Origin of the sequence: Candidatus Sphingomonas colombiensis, assembly GCA_029202845.1 — a bacterium.
GTDB classification, from domain to species: domain Bacteria; phylum Pseudomonadota; class Alphaproteobacteria; order Sphingomonadales; family Sphingomonadaceae; genus Sphingomonas; species Sphingomonas colombiensis.
Genome location: CP119315.1, coordinates 2,104,050 through 2,120,049 on the forward strand (window position 1 = coordinate 2,104,050; position 16,000 = coordinate 2,120,049).

The 16,000-nt window shown below is 65.9% G+C and carries 14 protein-coding genes and 3 pseudogenes; 10 read left to right on the plus strand and 7 right to left on the minus strand.

The genetic code is table 11. The features are described 5' to 3' along the window. Positions 1-11: 11 nt before the first annotated feature. From argF to queE, 5 genes and pseudogenes are all read left to right on the plus strand, one after another. Positions 12-935 (plus strand): ornithine carbamoyltransferase, encoded by a 924-nt coding sequence (gene argF, locus P0Y64_10145; protein ID WEK41773.1) that lies wholly within the window; start codon positions 12-14, stop codon positions 933-935. Positions 936-1,064: 129 nt separating this feature from the next. After that, positions 1,065-2,003 (plus strand): Hsp33 family molecular chaperone HslO, encoded by a 939-nt coding sequence (locus tag P0Y64_10150; GenBank protein WEK41774.1) that lies wholly within the window; start codon positions 1,065-1,067, stop codon positions 2,001-2,003. 50 nt (positions 2,004-2,053) lie between these two features. Continuing rightward, complete coding sequence (locus tag P0Y64_10155) at positions 2,054-2,452, plus strand: hypothetical protein (GenBank protein ID WEK41775.1); 399 nt, start codon at positions 2,054-2,056, stop codon at positions 2,450-2,452. 171 nt (positions 2,453-2,623) lie between these two features. Then, complete coding sequence (gene queC, locus P0Y64_10160) at positions 2,624-3,322, plus strand: 7-cyano-7-deazaguanine synthase QueC (protein ID WEK41776.1); 699 nt, start codon at positions 2,624-2,626, stop codon at positions 3,320-3,322. Then, positions 3,322-3,956 (plus strand): annotated as a pseudogene (queE, locus tag P0Y64_10165) (7-carboxy-7-deazaguanine synthase). The gene queC and the pseudogene queE overlap by 1 nt, the downstream one beginning before the upstream one ends. A 76-nt stretch (positions 3,957-4,032) precedes the next feature. Here the strand turns inward: queE and P0Y64_10170 are convergent. The 3 genes and pseudogenes from P0Y64_10170 to lipB all read right to left on the minus strand — a co-directional run bounded on the left by P0Y64_10170 (position 4,033) and on the right by lipB (position 5,983). Beyond that, positions 4,033-4,722: a hypothetical protein gene (locus P0Y64_10170; GenBank protein ID WEK41777.1), complete on the minus strand. Its 690-nt coding sequence runs from the start codon at positions 4,720-4,722 to the stop codon at positions 4,033-4,035. Between the two features lie 192 nt (positions 4,723-4,914). After that, a complete protein-coding gene (locus P0Y64_10175) occupies positions 4,915-5,037 on the minus strand; it encodes a hypothetical protein (protein ID WEK41778.1) in 123 nt (40 codons plus the stop codon). Between the two features lie 307 nt (positions 5,038-5,344). After that, a pseudogene (gene lipB, locus P0Y64_10180) lies at positions 5,345-5,983 on the minus strand (lipoyl(octanoyl) transferase LipB). Between the two features lie 181 nt (positions 5,984-6,164). Between lipB and P0Y64_10185 the strand changes: the two are divergent. The 3 genes from P0Y64_10185 to P0Y64_10195 are packed head-to-tail and all read left to right on the plus strand — an operon-like array spanning position 6,165 to position 7,464. Continuing rightward, positions 6,165-6,554, plus strand: a complete 390-nt coding sequence (locus P0Y64_10185; protein WEK41779.1) for a hypothetical protein — start codon at positions 6,165-6,167, stop codon at positions 6,552-6,554. Beyond that, the gene (locus P0Y64_10190) at positions 6,467-6,913 is read left to right on the plus strand and encodes a hypothetical protein (protein ID WEK41780.1); all 447 of its coding nucleotides are present in this window, start codon (positions 6,467-6,469) and stop codon (positions 6,911-6,913) included. The genes P0Y64_10185 and P0Y64_10190 overlap by 88 nt, the downstream gene beginning before the upstream one ends. After that, positions 6,910-7,464: a hypothetical protein gene (locus tag P0Y64_10195; protein ID WEK41781.1), complete on the plus strand. Its 555-nt coding sequence runs from the start codon at positions 6,910-6,912 to the stop codon at positions 7,462-7,464. Before P0Y64_10190 ends, P0Y64_10195 begins: the two co-directional genes overlap by 4 nt. Positions 7,465-7,652: 188 nt before the next feature. Here P0Y64_10195 and P0Y64_10200 read toward each other — a convergent pair. Next, positions 7,653-8,253, minus strand: a pseudogene (locus P0Y64_10200) (GNAT family N-acetyltransferase). 8 nt (positions 8,254-8,261) lie between these two features. Then, on the minus strand, positions 8,262-9,107 hold the full coding sequence (gene hemF, locus P0Y64_10205; GenBank protein ID WEK41782.1) for an oxygen-dependent coproporphyrinogen oxidase: 846 nt from the start codon (positions 9,105-9,107) through the stop codon (positions 8,262-8,264). 281 nt (positions 9,108-9,388) lie between these two features. Here hemF and P0Y64_10210 point away from each other — a divergent pair, with 281 nt between their 5' ends. Continuing rightward, positions 9,389-10,651, plus strand: a complete 1,263-nt coding sequence (locus tag P0Y64_10210; GenBank protein ID WEK41783.1) for an amino acid permease — start codon at positions 9,389-9,391, stop codon at positions 10,649-10,651. A 65-nt stretch (positions 10,652-10,716) separates the two neighbouring features. Here P0Y64_10210 and P0Y64_10215 read toward each other — a convergent pair whose 3' ends face one another. Next, positions 10,717-12,009, minus strand: coding sequence for an NF038122 family metalloprotease (locus P0Y64_10215; GenBank protein ID WEK41784.1), 1,293 nt, complete (start codon positions 12,007-12,009; stop codon positions 10,717-10,719). Between the two features lie 245 nt (positions 12,010-12,254). Further along, the gene (acnA, locus tag P0Y64_10220; GenBank protein ID WEK41785.1) at positions 12,255-14,942 is read right to left on the minus strand and encodes an aconitate hydratase AcnA; all 2,688 of its coding nucleotides are present in this window, start codon (positions 14,940-14,942) and stop codon (positions 12,255-12,257) included. 281 nt (positions 14,943-15,223) lie between these two features. Here acnA and P0Y64_10225 point away from each other — a divergent pair, with 281 nt between their 5' ends. After that, a complete protein-coding gene (locus tag P0Y64_10225; GenBank protein WEK41786.1) occupies positions 15,224-15,979 on the plus strand; it encodes a hypothetical protein in 756 nt (251 codons plus the stop codon). Positions 15,980-16,000 lie beyond the last annotated feature (21 nt).

Here is a 16,000-nt window from a genome sequence, read left to right on the forward strand (position 1 = left end):
GGGAGATATCCATGACCATCCGCCATTTCCTGAACCTGTCCGATGCCGGCGCCGACGGCGTCGCCGCGATCCTTGCCGATGCGATCGATCGTAAGGCTGCCCGCACGGGCTTGCCCAAGGGCGCGGCCGACGCGGATGCGCCGCTCGCCGGTCGCACGCTCGCCATGGTGTTCGAGAAGAATTCGACCCGCACCCGTTTCAGCTTCGACATGGCGATCCGTCAGCTTGGCGGCACGCCGATCGTCGCCGATGCGGGGACGATGCAGATCGGGCGCGGCGAAACGATCGCGGATACCGCGCGCGTCCTGTCGAGCTATGTCGACGCGATCATGATCCGCACCGACGATCACGCCAAGATCGAGGAAATGGCGGCGCATTCCAGCGTGCCGGTGATCAACGGCCTGACCGACGCATCGCATCCGTGCCAGATCGTCGCCGATCTCCAGACGATCATCGAGCATGGCAAGGCGCTGCCGGGGCTGAAGGTCGCATGGTTGGGCGATGGCAATAACGTGCTCGCCTCGATCATGGAGGCGGCGGGGCTGATGCATTTCGATGTCGTCGCTGCCTGCCCGCAGGGCTTCATGCCCGCCGACGCCGAGGTCGCGCTGGGACGTGGCCGCGCGCGTGTCGTCGCCGATCCGGGTGAAGCGGCGGCCGGCGCCGACGTGATCGTCACCGATACGTGGATTTCGATGGGTCAGGCGCATGCCGATACCAAGCTCAAGGCGATGATGCCGTATCAGGTGACACAGCAATTGATGGCGCGCGCCAAGCCCGATGCGGTGTTTCTCCACTGCCTGCCGGCACATCGCGGCGAGGAAGTGACCGGCGAGGTGATCGACGGCCCGCAATCGCTGATCTGGGAGGAGGCGGAGAACCGGCTCCATGCGCAGAAGGCGATCCTGCGCTGGTGTTTCGGCCAGATCGGTTGATCGCGCGCCGGCGCAACCCCATCTCTCGTTTCGGGAATCCCAGTTCGCGCTGAGCAAATCGCGGAGACCGCGCGGCTTTCGTGCGGCGGAAGGGCCGGGTTTTCGACAGACCGGGGCTGAATGGTGAATATGACTGACACGACCAAGACCGATCTCGATCGCGCGCTCGGCTTCACGATTCCGGCGCGCGATGCACGGGGGCGGGTGACCCGGCTGGGGCCGGTGGTGGATGCGATCCTCTCCGGTCATGCTTATCCGCCACCGATCGAAAATCTGCTGGCCGAGGCGCTGGTGCTCGGCGCGCTGATCGGATCGACGCTGAAAGACGCCGCCGGGCAATTGACGCTTCAGGCACAGACCGAAAATGGCGTCGTGCGGCTGCTGGTGGTCGATTATCGCGGCGGCGAACTGCGTGGCTATGTCGATTTCGACCCCGACCGGCTCGCCGCATGCGCCGGCCGAGCCGACCTTGTTCGCGCTTGTTCGGGCAGGGCTATCTCGCGATCACCTTCGATCATGGCGACGCACCGGCGAGCGCTATCAGGGCGATCGTCCCGCTCGACGGCGCGTCGCTGGCCGCAGGCGGCGGAGCAATTATTTCGTCCAGCTCGGAGCAGATCCCCAGCCTCGTCGCGCGTCGGCGTCGCAGTCGCGTCGGCGGCCGCGTCTGTCGCCGGCGGCCTGCTCCTCCAGCATCTGCCCGAGGGCGAGGACCGGGGCGCGAGCGGCTTGCATGTCCGCCTCGATCACCCCGAATGGGAGCATGTCGCCGCGCTCGGCTCCACGATGGGCGTCGGACGAACTCGCCGATCCCGCGCATTGCCGCTCGAGAACCTCGTCTGGCGGCTGTTCAACGAGGAAAGCCCGAGGTGCGGGTGCTCGCGGCGACCCCGCGATCGTGCGCGGCTGCCGCTGCAATCCGCGGACCATATCCGCTCGGTGATCGCGCGTTTCCCGCTCGATCAGAGCAGCGTGGAAATGGCCGACGAAAGCGGGCGTGATCGCTGTCGATTGCCGCTTCTGCTCGAAGCGTTTTCCCTGCTTCGGATCGATTCGAAGGCTGCCTGAGCGGCAAAGCGGGCTTGGCTGGCGGTGAATCGTTGTTATGGTTTCGCGTCGTGAAAAGATTCGGCCTTCTTCGTTCGGCGACATTATTGCTCGTCGCTGTTGCCGCCGGCGCGGGTGCGCAGGAGGCGCGGATGGCCGCGCTCGGCGGGCTCGAGCGTGGAGCCTGGTCGTTGCATGAGATCGGCAACAGCAGCTCTACCCGCGCCATTTGCGTCCATGATCCGAAGCTGTTGCTGCAATTGATCCACGGGCCGGCGCAATGCGCGCAATATGTGATCGAGGATCGCCCCAACAGCCTGACGGTCCAATATAGCTGCCCCGGGCAGGGCTATGGCCGCACCACGATCAAGGTGGAAGATCGCAATCTGATCCGCCTTCAGACGCAGGGCTTGATGAAGGGCGCGCCGTTCGATTTCGATTTCGAGGGGCGCCGCACCGGCAAATGTTAAGCGCCGCGTTAGCAGTGCGTTAACGTTGAAGGGCTTAGGGAGAGTAGTGCTTTTTCTTGGAGCACGCTTTCTCCCTGATCCGGCTGGTGACGGCCGTATTTCCTTTGGGCCGCTTTCGAGCGGCCCTTTTTCTTGCGCGCGAGCCGGCAAGGGCCTAGCCGGTATCAGCTTATGACAAGCCAATCTCCGCTGGCGGTCGTCCTCGTCTCGGGCGGCCTTGATTCGATGGTTTCCGCCGCTCTTGCGCGTGAAGCCGGTTTCCGCGTCCTCGCGCTTTCGGTCGACTATAATCAGCGCCATCAGGTGGAGCTGGCCGCCGCCCACCGTGTCGCCACGATGCTGGGGGCGGAACGCCATGTCGTCCTTCCGCTCGATCTGCGCGCTTTCGGCGGCTCGGCGCTGACCGACGATATCGCGGTGCCGAAAGACGGCGTGGGGGAGGGGATACCGATCACCTATGTTCCCGCGCGGAACACGATTTTTCTCAGCCTCGCCCTCGGCTGGGCGGAAGCGAGCGGCGCGCGCGACATCTATGTCGGCGTCAACGCGCTCGATTATTCTGGTTATCCCGATTGCCGCCCGGAATTCATCGCCGGGTTCGAGACTTTGGCCGAACTGGCGACCAAGGCCGGCGTGGAAGGCGCCCCCTTCCGCATCCGCGCGCCGCTGCAAATGATGACCAAGGCCGATGTCGTGCGCGAGGGCGCGCGGCTTGGGCTGGACATGGGCGTCAGCTGGTCCTGCTATGATCCGACGCCGGTTGGTCTGCATTGCGGCCTGTGCGACAGTTGCCGCCTGCGCCACAAGGGCTTCGTCGAAGCCGGCATCCCCGATCCGACCGCTTATGCGGTGGCGCCGCCGGTCGCGTGATGAGCTACGCGGTCAAGGAAATGTTCCTGACGCTCCAGGGAGAGGGTGTGCAGGCGGGGCGCCGCGCGGTGTTCGTGCGGTTCGCCGGCTGCAACCTGTGGTCGGGGCGGGAGGAAGACCGGGCGAGCGCGATCTGCCGCTTCTGCGACACCGATTTCGTCGGGATGGACGGGCTGGGCGGCGGTCGCTTCGCCGATGCCGCCGCGCTGGCGGAAGCGGTCGCGCAAATGTGGGACGGCGACGAGGCGGAGCGTTTCGTCGTGCTGACCGGCGGCGAGCCGATGCTGCAGGTCGACGACGCGCTGGTCGATGCGCTCCACGCCGCCGGCTTTCTTCATCGCGATCGAGAGCAACGGCACGCTTGCCGGTGCACCCCGGGATCGACTGGGTGTGCATCAGCCCCAAGGCGGGCAGCGAGACGGTGCAGCGCTCGGGCGACGAGCTCAAGCTGGTCTGGCCGCAGCCGGGCAGCGATGTGGATGCGATGGAGACATGGGGCTTCTCCCATCTCTTGATCCAGCCGCTGGACGATCCACATGCCGAGGCGAACCGCGACGCCGCCGTGGCGCTTGTCATGGAGCGTCCGCGCTGGCGGCTAACGCTGCAAACCCACAAGATGCTGGGACTGCGCTAAGACGCAGGATCACCGTTCGTCGCGCCCTCGAAAGAGGGCGCAGGAGCGACGTGTCGCGCCGCCCCTTGCGGACGGATCAGCGCTGGGCGACGCCCACGCCGGCAGGCGGGAAATTCTGCGCGCCGCACTTCTTCACCTGCCAGTCGCCGTTCTTCCAGCAGATATTGTCGAGGCGCGGCAGCGTCGTCTGCGGATAGATGAAGCGCGGGAAGCGCTGTTCGCCCCATGGTGTCAGGCTGTTGCGGAGCTGGCGAATGCGTTGCAGCGCAATCGCGCCGAAGCCGCCGCGCGGCGCGAACACCACTTCGCGGCCGACTTCATTGGCGGCGAGGCAGAAATTATATTGCGCGGCGACCGTGGTGAAGCTCGAATAGGTGCGGGTGCCGAACTGATCGAGCGCGTTCTGGGCGGCCTTCGGCGTCTTGTTGAGGCGCGCGAAATATTTGTTGAGCACGTCCCACGATTGTTTCAGCTCGGTCTTGTGATCGGTCAGCATCGCATTGTAATTGCTGACGGCCATCAACGTCTGATCGAACTGGCATTGCAGCGCGGCGACATTCAGCGCGGCGCGCACGTTCCACGTCACCGCGGCTTTTTGCTCATCGAGCGTCGCGCCGGGCAGATCGGGGCCGAGGCCAGGCTCGTTGCCGACAACCGGCGCCCCCGATAAATCCTTGGCCTGCATGAAAAATTGTGCAGCGGCCGGCGTCGCGCCCAATAGCGCTGCTGCGGCCACGCCCGCACCGACAATCTGCCCCAACAACATTGAAATTCTCCCACGCTATCGCGCGGGATTCTAGGCCGTTTGGGCCGTTAACCCAACCCCGTTTCGTCACGTCGTTGCAGACTCGGCCCGCCGCATCGCGCTTGCTGAAGCGACGGCATTGCTTCCGGCAGCGCCGGTCCGGCACGATAGAAAAGGGCGCGCCCGGTTGCCCGGACGCCCCCTTCCTTCACGCTATGATTTGCCTTGCGGGCCGATCAGTGCGCGTTGCCGGCCGGCGCCGCTCGCGTTCGCGTCGGCCGCACCCGCGTCGTTCGCCATCGCGCCAGCGTTCATGGAGCTGTCGACCGCCGTCATGTTGTCGGCTGGTCGTGTCCATGCCTTCGGTGGCATTCATGTCGGTGATCGTGGTGTTCTCGGTCGCTGGTCTCGGTCTTCGAGCCGCAGGCCGAGACGGCCAGACGCCGCCGCCACCATGGCCGTACCGGTCAGGATCTTGGAAAGTAGCACGCATTGAGAGCTCCCTAGACAGTAGATTTAGGACGGCAGCATGTGCCCATTAATCCCCAAATCGAGGGGGGACATTAGTCGCATCCGGCTCGCGCCCTCAAGCCTCGTTTTCACGAGTGGCACGCGAGAGCCGTTCGATGAAATCGGCCACGGGTCAACGCCAAAGCGCGGCGTCAAAGGTTGCAAGATCGTGGGCTGCGCCAAGGGCATTTCCGCGCTCGTGACCGGGTACTCCGCGATCCCGCACGGCACGATCCCGCCGAAAGTCGCCCGAGGTCCGGCGACAAGGTTCACCGAGAAGCCGTGCATCGTCACCCACCGGCGCACGCGCACCCCGATCGCCCCGATCTTCGCCTCAGCGCCCGTTGCGTGGTCGATCGTCCAGATGCCGATCCGCCCCGGCGCGCGAAAGCTTTCGATGCCCAGCTCGCCCAGTGCGTCGATCACCCAGCCTTCCACCGAATGGACGAAATGCCGCACGTCGCGCCCGCGCTGCGTGAGATCGAGCATCAGATAGCCGACACGCTGCCCCGGCCCGTGATAGGTATAACGCCCGCCGCGCCCGGCGCTGACCACCGGGAAAGCGCGGGTCGATCAGCTCGGCCGGGATCCGCGCTGGTGCCCGCGGTGTAGACCGGTGGGTGCTCGACCAGCCAGATCAGCTCGCCCGCCTCGCCGCGCGGCGACCGCCGCGGCGCGCGCCTCCATCTCGGTCGAGCGCGGCGGCATAGTCGGTGAGCCCCGGCGACACGCGCCACTCGATTGCGGCTGCTTGGGTCACGCTAATGCCCAGATGCGACCGTCGATACGCTCGATTGGCAAGCGTGGCGGCGATGCGCTAGGTTTGGCGCGCAGACAGGCGACCTTGATGATACGGATCGGCGCGGTTTGGGATCGGACGTCCGCAGTGATCGCCGGCCGCGCCGGCTTGCTGGCGTGGCTCGCCGGCCTGTTCCTGTTTGCGCCCGCCCTCGTTGCTTCAGGCGATCCTGCGCTGCGTCGCGGCGAGCGGCGGCGCGGCCGGCGGCTTCGCTGAAGCGGCTGGCATCGCGCTGGTCGGGCTGGCTGGTGGCCGCGCTCGCGATCTGGGGCTCGTACTGGCGATGACCGCGATGGCCAGCGATCCCGCCGTCGACCGGCATGAGGCGATCGCGCTCGCGTCGCCGCCGCCTGCCCGCCGGCGATCGCCGTGCTGCTGGTGGCGATGCGGTGGTGGCGTTGATCGTCGTCGCAGTGATGCCGGTGGCGTGGCTATTGCGTCGCCGGCAGCGTCGACATGGCGCGAGCTGCAGCAGGGCGTTTCGGCATCCTCGCTGATCGAGTCCGGCTGCGCGCCGGCAGCGCGCCGTTTCGGCTTGTCCTGATCCTCGGGCTGCTCGCCCTGTGGCTCAGCGCGCGATTGCTGATCCCGCTGTTCGCGGTGGTCGCCAACGAACGAGCAGCGTGGGCTCGGCGCGTTCGCCCGCGCCTTCGCGCTGACCCGCGGCAGCACGCTCAAGCTGCTCGGGCTGACGCTCCTCTATGCCGATCGCTCGCGGTCGTCCTGCTCACCGCGGTGACCTGGGTGCTCGGCAGCGTCGGGCAGATTCTGCTCGGGCGCAACGGCGCGTTCCTGCTCGTTGCGCTGGCAACCAGCGTGCTGACCGCCGGGTTCAGCGTGATCCAGACCGTGTTCAGCGCACAATTTTACGTCGCCGCCCGCGAACAGCTCGACCACGCATGAAACTGACTCTCGGTCGCGTCCTTGCCGACGCATGGACGATCCTGCGCCGCGACGGCGATCTGGTGCTGCGCGTCGCCGCACCGTTCCTGTTCCTGCCCAATTTCGCGGTGCAATTGCTCGTTGCGCCGCCGCCCACGCCGCAATCGGGGGGCGATCGCGCCGCGGTACAGGCCTGGGCGGAGGCGATGTACGCCTGGATGCAGGCCAATGCCGGCTGGTATCTGCTGGTCAATCTGATCGGCATTTATGGGATGGCGACGCTCACCATTTTGCTGATCCATCCGGCGCGCCCCGACGTGCGCACCGCGCTGATCACCGCGGCGCGGCGCTTCTGGCGATTCTTCCTCGCCTATCTCATGATGGCGATCCCGATCTCGCTGGGCTTCTGGCTGTTCGTGCTGCCGGGGCTTTACATGCAGGCGCGGCTGATCGCGACCATCCCCGCCCTGGTCGCCGAGGCCCCGGTCAGCGCGGCGCGCGCCGTCGGGCGGAGCTGGCGGCTGACGCGCGCGCGACTGGTGGGGCGTGCTCGGCGGCCGTCGTCACGCTGATCTTCCTCGCGCAATATCTGGTGCGCGCGCCGCTCAGCCCGGCGGACGAGCGTCCTGCGCTCCGCCGGGCGCGAGAATCCGTTCGTGCTCGCGCTGGCCGATGCCGGTGATCGCGGCGGCGGCGGCCGCTTATCATCTTGGCCTGCGTTGCGATCGGGGTCGGGCTCGCCTTCTACCGGCAGGCTCGCGGCCAGCGACGGGATGTGAGGCGCCGCGTCCGCCGGCAACAGCCCCAGCGCGCGCGGATCGGGGAAGGTCTCGATCGTCCGCTTGACCGCGACAAAGCCCTGCGCGCGATAGAAATTGAGCGCGGACGGGTGATCGAGCGTGCAGGTGTGGACCGTCAGACCCGCGTTGACGCCCGCGCGCCACGCCCGCGTCAGCGCCTCCCCCATCAGCCAGCGGCCGTGCCCCTTGCCGGCGAGTTCGGGCACCAGCCCGAAATAGGACAGCTCGCAGCTCGCCGGCGTGGCGCGTGATCCAGCTCCACCATCCCCACCTCGATGCCCGGCGCGATCGGTCGACCGCGAACACCGAGACCGCCGGCGCGCGGATGATCGCCGCCCAGCCGGCGCATCGTCCATCGCCAGCCGCGAATACCACAGCCACGGCCCGCCGACGCGCCGGAACAAGCGCGCGATATTTGTCCGAGCTCCGGCGCCGGCCCAGTGCACCAGCCGCAATGCGCGAGTCGGCGCGTGCCGGGCGCAACGTGGCGGCCGCCCCGTCATCTCCAGCGTCGTCACGATCGTCGCGAGCTGGTCGTTCGGGAACCGGCGTCAGGCCCATCGCGCGAGTCAGCTCCAGGTGGCGAGCGGGGGCAGGCTCATCAGGATCGCGTCGATATTGCCCCCGGTCTTCAGCCCGAACAACGTGCCGCGATCGTGGACGAGGTTGAACTCGGCATAGCGCCCGCGCCATTCGCGCTGCGCCGCCAGCTCCGCCTCGGTGAACGGCAGCCCCATCCGCCGCCGCACGATGCGCGGGAAGACACCTCGAGGAAGGCGCGCCCGACATCCTGGGTGAAGGCGAAATCGGCTCGCGAAATCGCCCTCGAGATGATCGTAGAAGATCCCCCCGACCCCGCGGTGCACCTTGCGGTGCGGGATGTAGAAATAGTCGTCGGCCCATTGCTTGAAGCGCGGATAATGGCCCGCGTCATGCGTATCGCACGCGGCTTTCAGCACGGCATGGAAATCGGCGGTATCCTCCACGATCGGGAGGGGGGGATTAAGATCCGCCCCGCCGCCGAACCAGCGCTTCGTCGTCGCAAGGAAGCGCGTATTCATATGGACGGCCGGCACATGCGGATTCGCCATATGCGCGACGAGGCTGATCCCGGTGGCGAAGAAGCTGGGATCGTCGGCCGCGCCGTGGATCGTCTTGGCGAAATCGCCCTCCAGCGCGCCCCCGACGGTCGAAACATTGACCCCGACCTTCTCGAACACGCGCCCCTTCATCACGCCGCGCACCCCGCCGCCGCCCGGCGCGCCGCTCGGATCGGTGCGGTCCCACGAGATATAGTCGAACCTTGCGTCGGAGCCGGCCTCGCGCTCTATCGCCTCGAACTCGGCGCAGATCAGATCGCGCAATTCCTCGAACCAGGCGCGCGCGGTGGATTGTTGTTGGTCAAGCGGCTGCATGTGTCGGCGGTAAGCAACGGCCGCGAGGCTGGCAACACTCACGGTGAAAACGCAGGCGCAATGGCAGCGGAGAGCGAGCACGCGTTTGCGCCGATCGTTCCATCTGTTACGAGCTGACACGGGGATAGACCGCGAAAGGGGACGGATGGGCAGCCTGTTACGCCGCAAGACGATTATCGAGCAGCCGCCAGAGCGCGCGCTGGCGCGCACGTTGTCATGGCCGCATCTGGTGGCGCTCGGCGTGGGCGCGATCGTCGGCACCGGCATTCTGACGCTGATCGGTGTCGGCGCGGATCGCGCCGGGCCTGGCGGTGATCCTTTCGTTCGTCATCGCCGGCGCGATCTGCGCCTGCGCCGCGCTCGCTTATGCCGAGATGGCGACGATGATCCCCGCGTCCGGCAGCGCCTATACCTATAGTTATGCCGTGCTTGGCGAGGTGATCGCCTGGGTGATCGGCTGGTCGCTGATCCTCGAATATTCGCTTGTCGTCTCGACCGTAGCGGTGGGCTGGTCAGGCTACGCAGCGCCACTGCTGACGCCTTACGGATTTCCGGTCGAGCTGACCAACGGGCCCGCGCTCGGCGGCCTCGTCAACCTGCCGGCGGTGTTCATCATCGCGGTGGTTGCGGGGCTACTGATGTTCGGCACGCGGGAGAGCGCGACGCTGAACGCGATCCTGGTGGTGGTGAAGATGATCGCGCTGGCCGTGTTCGTCGCGATCGCGCTGCCGCATTTTCAACGGTTCGCAACCTTGAGCCGTTCATGCCTTATGGCTTCGCCAAGCACGCGAGCGATCGACGGCGTGGAGCGCGGCGTGATGGCGGCGGCGGCGATCATCTTCTTCGCCTTCTACGGCTTCGACGCGATCTCGACGGCGGCGGAGGAGACGCGCAACCCGGGCCGCGATCTGGCGATTGGCATCGTCGGATCGATGGTGGCGTGTGTGGCGATCTACATGCTGGTCGCGGTGGCGGCGGTCGGGGCGCTGTCCTTCACGCGTTTCGCCGACAGCCCGGAGCCGCTGGCGCTGATTCTGCGTGAGATCGGGCGGCCAGGCTTTGCGACCTTCCTCGCGGTGAGCGCGGTGATCGCGCTGCCGACGGTGCTGCTCGGTTTTCTGTTCGGGCAAAGCCGCATCTTCTTCGTGATGGCGCGAGACGGGTTGTTGCCGGCGGGGCTCGCCAAGGTGTCGCGGCGTGGCGCGCCTGTACGTATCACCGCGCTCACCGCGGTGCTGGTGGCGATCATCGCCGGGGTGATGCCGCTCGATGCGATTGCCGCGCTGGCCAATGCCGGGACGCTCGCCGCATTCGTCGCGGTATGTGTGTGTATGCTGGTGATGCGCCGCCGTGCGCCTGATGCGCCACGTACTTTCCGCACCCCGCTCGCGCCGGTGGTGGGGACGATTGGCGTGCTCGGCTGCATCTATCTGTTCTTCAGCCTGCCGCATCGGACGCAGGAATATTTCCTGCTGTGGAACGTCATCGGGTTGCTGGTCTATTTCACATACGGTCGACGCCGGGCGAATGCGGGCATGACCTGAACGGGAAACGAAACGGGTGGCCCGCCATATGGCGAGCCGCCCGTTATCTTACGCTGCAACGGCAATCAGACCGCGAAGCGAACTTTCGTCTTGCGGCTCCGCGACCGCATCGCGCCGCCGATGAAACCGAAGCCGAGGATCATCATCGCCCAGGTCGACGGTTCCGGCACCCCCGCCAGCCCGGCGAGACGGAAGATGTCCGCCGTGGTGAACTCATATCCTTTGTTCAGCAGGACATCGAAGTTCAGATTGTATCCGATCGCGTCGAATGCGGCGAGATCGTTCGAGGTGACGATGCCCTGCTGGCAATAACCCGAGGTCGGATCCATGATGCCGATCTGCTGCGGCGATGAGACGAAGCAGTTGTTCTGATCGCTATAGCCGGTTCCGTCTTTCCAGTGCGAGGCCTGCTGGCCGTCACCGTTGAAGCGGCCGGTGGCAAATTGCGAATAGCTGCCGTCGCCGTTGAACGGATTCACGCCATCGACGGTGAACAACGCCCCGCGGTTCGGGTCCAGCTGGATATAGCGCTGCCCCGACACCGGATCGAAGCCGGCGGCGCCACCATTGCTGGACCGGCGGAAGAGATCGAGAATCGTCAGGACCGATTCGTTGTCCCAGCCAACCGGTATGCTCGCGCCGGGGCCGGCCCCGCCATAATAGTCATAATAATCCGCGCCGCTGACGAAGCCGAGCGCATGGCCAAGTTCATGCACCGCGACGGCGGTGAAATCCTCGGTGCCGACTGAAATGCCGTCGGTCGGATCGAAATCGAAGGCGAAATTCGAGCTGAAGGTGATCCTCGCATCGATCGCGCTTTGGCCGATATCATAGCCAAGCGCCTTGAGGTTGGCGCCGTTCGCGTAGAGATATTGGTTGTTATAGCTGTCGTTATTATCGAACACGCTGCCGACGGCGATATTGAGCCCCGTTCCGGTGAGCGAGCCGTCCGCGGCGGGTGCGCGGCGATAGCCGAGGCCGCCGTCCGCCGTAAGCGGGAAGAGGTTTGCGACAGCACTGGCGTCGAGCGCGGTCGCGGCGTTGTTGGCAAGCGCCTGATAGGCGGAGGCTGCGGATACGTCATAGCCCGTGCTGCCGGTCGAACCGATCACGTTGGGCGCGAGCGGGGCGAACGATACGCTGATGTTGATATTCTGCATGCCGCCGACGCCGCTCAACGTCTGGTTCCAGTAATTAGCGGCTTTCTGAAAGGCATAGAGCGCAGCGGCTCCGTTCGGCGCGCTGGAGAAAGTGGCATCGGGTCGGAGGATGATGTTGATCGCATCCGCGGGCGTGCCCGCAAAAAACATGCCCGAAAGGGCGGACGCAACAAGCAACGCGTTTTTCAACGTTCTCATGAGCTTCCCCTCGTCTAGTTTTTTCGGCGAGTCGCGCGCTCACCATATGTGGTTAATAATTCGTGATTTTTTTTGAGGCGTCAATTCGATTCATTTGACACTCATAATTGCTCCGAAACGGGCGGTTATGACGCTGGAAATCAGCCTGACGCATGGGCCCAGAACGAAGAAAGAGGCGCCGCCGCTTTTGCGGGGCGCCTCTTTCTTTTGGACATTGCCGGCTCAGCGGAGCCGGGCTTGTCGGATCAGGCGGCGAGCTTGCGCAGCACGTATTGCAGGATGCCGCCGTTGAGGAAATATTCCAGCTCGTTGACGGTATCGATGCGGCACAGCGTGAGGAACGTCTGCTTGCTGCCGTCGGCGCGGGTGAGCGTGACTTCGACATCCTGACGCGGGCGCAGGCCGGCGACATTGTGGATGGTGAACGTCTCGGACCCGTCCAGTTTCAGCGACTTGCGATCAACGCCGTCCGCGAACTGGAGCGGCAGCACGCCCATGCCGACAAGGTTCGAGCGGTGAATACGCTCGAAGCTTTCGGTGATCACCGCGCGAACGCCAAGAAGATTGGTGCCCTTCGCCGCCCAGTCGCGCGACGATCCGGTGCCATATTCCTTGCCGGCGATGACGACCAAAGGCGTGCCGTCGTTCTTGTGACGCATCGCGGCGTCATAGATCGGCATCACTTCGCCATTATACTTCGACATGCCGCCTTCGACACCCGGAACCATTTCGTTGCGGATGCGGATATTGGCGAAGGTGCCGCGCATCATCACGTCATGATTGCCGCGACGCGCGCCATAGCTGTTGAAGTCTGCACGGCTGACCTGATGCTCTTGCAGGTAAGTGCCGGCCGGGCTGTCCGCCTTGATCGATCCCGCGGGCGAGATGTGATCAGTGGTGATCGAGTCGCCAAGAATGGCGAGCGGCTTGGCGTCAATGATGTCGGTGACCGGCTTGGGGGTCATCTCCATCCCGTCAAAGTAAGGCGGGTTGGCGACATAAGTGGAGCCGGCGCGCCAGCCATAAGTGTCGCTGCCCTCGACTTGAATCTCGCGCCACTTTGCGTCGCCGGCATAGACGTTACCATAACGCGCACGGAACATCGCGTCGTTGATATTGGCCGTCATCAACGAATTTACTTCGTCGTTGGTGGGCCAGATATCCTTGAGGTAGACGTCCGAACCATCCGAGCCCTGGCCGATCGGGGTGTTGACCATGTCCTCGGTTACGGTGCCCTTCAGCGCATAAGCGACGACCAGCGGCGGCGAGGCGAGGAAATTGGCGCGCACATCCGCGCTGACGCGGCCTTCGAAATTGCGGTTGCCCGACAGCACGCTCGCCGCGACGAGATCATTGTTGTTGATCGCCGCCGAGATCGGCGCCGCCAGCGGCCCCGAATTACCGATGCAGGTGGTGCAGCCATAGCCGACGAGGTTGAACCCCATCGCGTCCAGATCCGCGCTCAGCCCGGCCTTGTCGAGATAGTCGGTAACGACCTGCGACCCCGGCGCGAGCGAGGTCTTCACCCACGGCTTCGGCTTCAGGCCCTTGGCCCGCGCCTTGCGCGCGACCAGCCCGGCGGCGACCAGCACCGACGGATTGGAGGTGTTGGTGCACGAAGTGATCGCCGCGATCACCACGTCGCCATCGCCGATATCGTGATCGAGCCCCTCGACCGGCACGCGCGCCGGCGCCGTCTTGTTGTAGAGCTTGGCGAGATCGCCGTTGAACACGTCATCGACCGAGTCGAGCGTCACCTTGTCCTGCGGGCGCTTCGGGCCGGCGAGCGACGGAACGACGCTCGACATGTCCAGCTCCAGCGTGTCGGTGAACACCGGATCGGGCGAATTGGCATCGCGCCACATGCCCTGCGCACGCGCATAGGCCTCCGTCAGCGCGACGGTTTCGTCCGGGCGGCCGGTGAGGCGCATATATTCCAGCGTGCGATCGTCGACCGGGAAGAAGCCGCAGGTCGCGCCATATTCCGGCGCCATGTTGGCGATGGTCGCGCGATCGGCGAGCGTCATCGAGGCGAGGCCGGGGCCGTAGAACTCGACGAAGCGGCCGACCACGCCCTTGGCGCGCAGCATCTGCGTGACGGTGAGCACCAGATCGGTGGCGGTGATGCCTTCGCGCAGCGCGCCGGTGAGCTTGAACCCGACGACTTCGGGGATCAGCATCGACACCGGCTGGCCGAGCATCGCGGCCTCGGCCTCGATCCCGCCGACGCCCCAGCCGAGCACGCCCAGGCCGTTGACCATCGTGGTGTGGCTATCGGTGCCGACCAACGTATCGGGATAAGCGATCGTCGCGCCGCTTTTGGCGTGATCGCCGCTTTCGCGCGACGACCACACGGCCTGACCGATATATTCGAGGTTCACCTGGTGGCAGATGCCGGTGCCGGGGGGCACGACCTGGAAATTGTCGAGCGCCTTGGAACCCCATTTCAGGAACTCGTAACGCTCGCTGTTGCGGGCATATTCCAGATCGACGTTGTCGGCGAACGCCTTGGGCGTGCCGAATTCGTCAACCATCACCGAGTGATCGATGACGAGGTGGACGGGCACCTGCGGATTGATCTTGGCCGCGTCGCCGCCAAGCTTGGTGATCGCATCGCGCATCGCGGCGAGATCGACCACGCAGGGCACGCCGGTGAAATCCTGCATCAGCACGCGCGCGGGGCGATACTGGATCTCGCGATCGGAGCGGCGCTCCTTCTGCCAGTCGACGATCGCCTGCACGTCCGCCGGCGTGACGGTGGTGCCGTCCTCGAAGCGCAGCATGTTTTCCAGCAGCACCTTCATCGAGAAGGGCAGGCGCGAAATGTCCCCGAACTTCTCGGCCGCCTTGGCGAGCGAGAAATAATCGTAGGCCTTGCCGCCCACGTCGAGCGTGGTGCGAGCGCCGAGCGTATCGTGGCCGATGGCGGTCATGCTGGTCCTTTCCAGGGTTCGAGCCAACCAGGACGCGGCGGGGAGGCGGTGGCCGCGACAGGAGCCGGGCCGCCGCGCGAGCGCGCCCGGGCGGGCGTGTGAAGCGACGTATTGCGGAGGCCGATAGCAGCGGGTGCCGCAGGGGGGAAGGGGTGCGAAGAGGGGAAGCGCGATGGTTTTTTGGTCATATGCGCCGGGGATCGCGAACACGGGGCGAAGGGCTGTCCTACAAGCGGCGGAATGCGATAGATGGCGCGCCTTCTTGGCCATGGGGAGGCAGCATGATCGTCAAACCCTATTCGCGCTGGACCGCCGAGACGGAGACGGCGTTTCTGCTCGCGCTGCGGCTCACCGGCAATGTCCGCAAGGCGGCGGCGGAGATCGGGCGTAACCCGGCCGCCGCCTATAAGCGCCGCCGGTGCGATCCCGGTTTCGCGGCGCGCTGGGCGGAGGCGGTGGCGGCGCAGCAGCGCGCCTTTCTCGCCGCGCAACAGGCCCGGCTGGATGCGGATGGCGATGCCGGCGCGGCGGAGGACCGGTTGTTCGACGGGCGGGAGCGCGGCGGATGGGATGCCAATGCGCGGGCGCGGTTTCTGCGCGCGCTCGGCAATACCGGCTGCGTGATAGAGGCGTGCGCGGTGGCGGGGGTGTCGAAGCGCGCGGCTTATGGTTTGCGCCAGCGCAGCCCGCGCTTCGCGGCGGCGTGGAAGCGCGCGCTGAGCGCGGAGCCGCCGCGCTCGATCGAGGCCGCGGCTTATGAACGCGCGGTCGACGGTTGGCTGGAGCCGGTGTTCTTTCAGGGCGAGGTGGTGGGGCATCGCCGCCGCTATTCGGATAGCGCGCTTCGGCTGTTGCTCGCAAAGGCCGCCAAGGATGCGGTGAAGGCGGCGGAAAGCGCACCGCCGGAAAAGGGCTATGCCCGCGCTGAGGAAACCAATCGCGTGCTGCTGGCGCGGCTCGATGCGATCGAGCGGCGACGGCGGGCGGCGGCGATCGTCTTCGCCGATCGCATGGTGGCGGAGGGGAAGGCGCCGTAACGCCTTCCCCCGCGTGCCGGG

Coding starts and splice junctions, on each gene's coding strand:
- hemF (WEK41782.1), bottom strand. CDS start 9,107: ATGCAGCCGCTTGACCAACAACAATCCACCGCGCGCGCCTGGTTCGAG.
- P0Y64_10150 (WEK41774.1), top strand. CDS start 1,065: ATGACTGACACGACCAAGACCGATCTCGATCGCGCGCTCGGCTTCACG.
- P0Y64_10170 (WEK41777.1), bottom strand. CDS start 4,722: ATGTTGTTGGGGCAGATTGTCGGTGCGGGCGTGGCCGCAGCAGCGCTA.
- queC (WEK41776.1), top strand. CDS start 2,624: ATGACAAGCCAATCTCCGCTGGCGGTCGTCCTCGTCTCGGGCGGCCTT.
- P0Y64_10190 (WEK41780.1), top strand. CDS start 6,467: ATGGCGCGAGCTGCAGCAGGGCGTTTCGGCATCCTCGCTGATCGAGTC.
- P0Y64_10225 (WEK41786.1), top strand. CDS start 15,224: ATGATCGTCAAACCCTATTCGCGCTGGACCGCCGAGACGGAGACGGCG.
- argF (WEK41773.1), top strand. CDS start 12: ATGACCATCCGCCATTTCCTGAACCTGTCCGATGCCGGCGCCGACGGC.
- P0Y64_10215 (WEK41784.1), bottom strand. CDS start 12,009: ATGAGAACGTTGAAAAACGCGTTGCTTGTTGCGTCCGCCCTTTCGGGC.
- P0Y64_10175 (WEK41778.1), bottom strand. CDS start 5,037: ATGACGGCGGTCGACAGCTCCATGAACGCTGGCGCGATGGCGAACGAC.
- P0Y64_10195 (WEK41781.1), top strand. CDS start 6,910: ATGAAACTGACTCTCGGTCGCGTCCTTGCCGACGCATGGACGATCCTG.
- acnA (WEK41785.1), bottom strand. CDS start 14,942: ATGACCGCCATCGGCCACGATACGCTCGGCGCTCGCACCACGCTCGAC.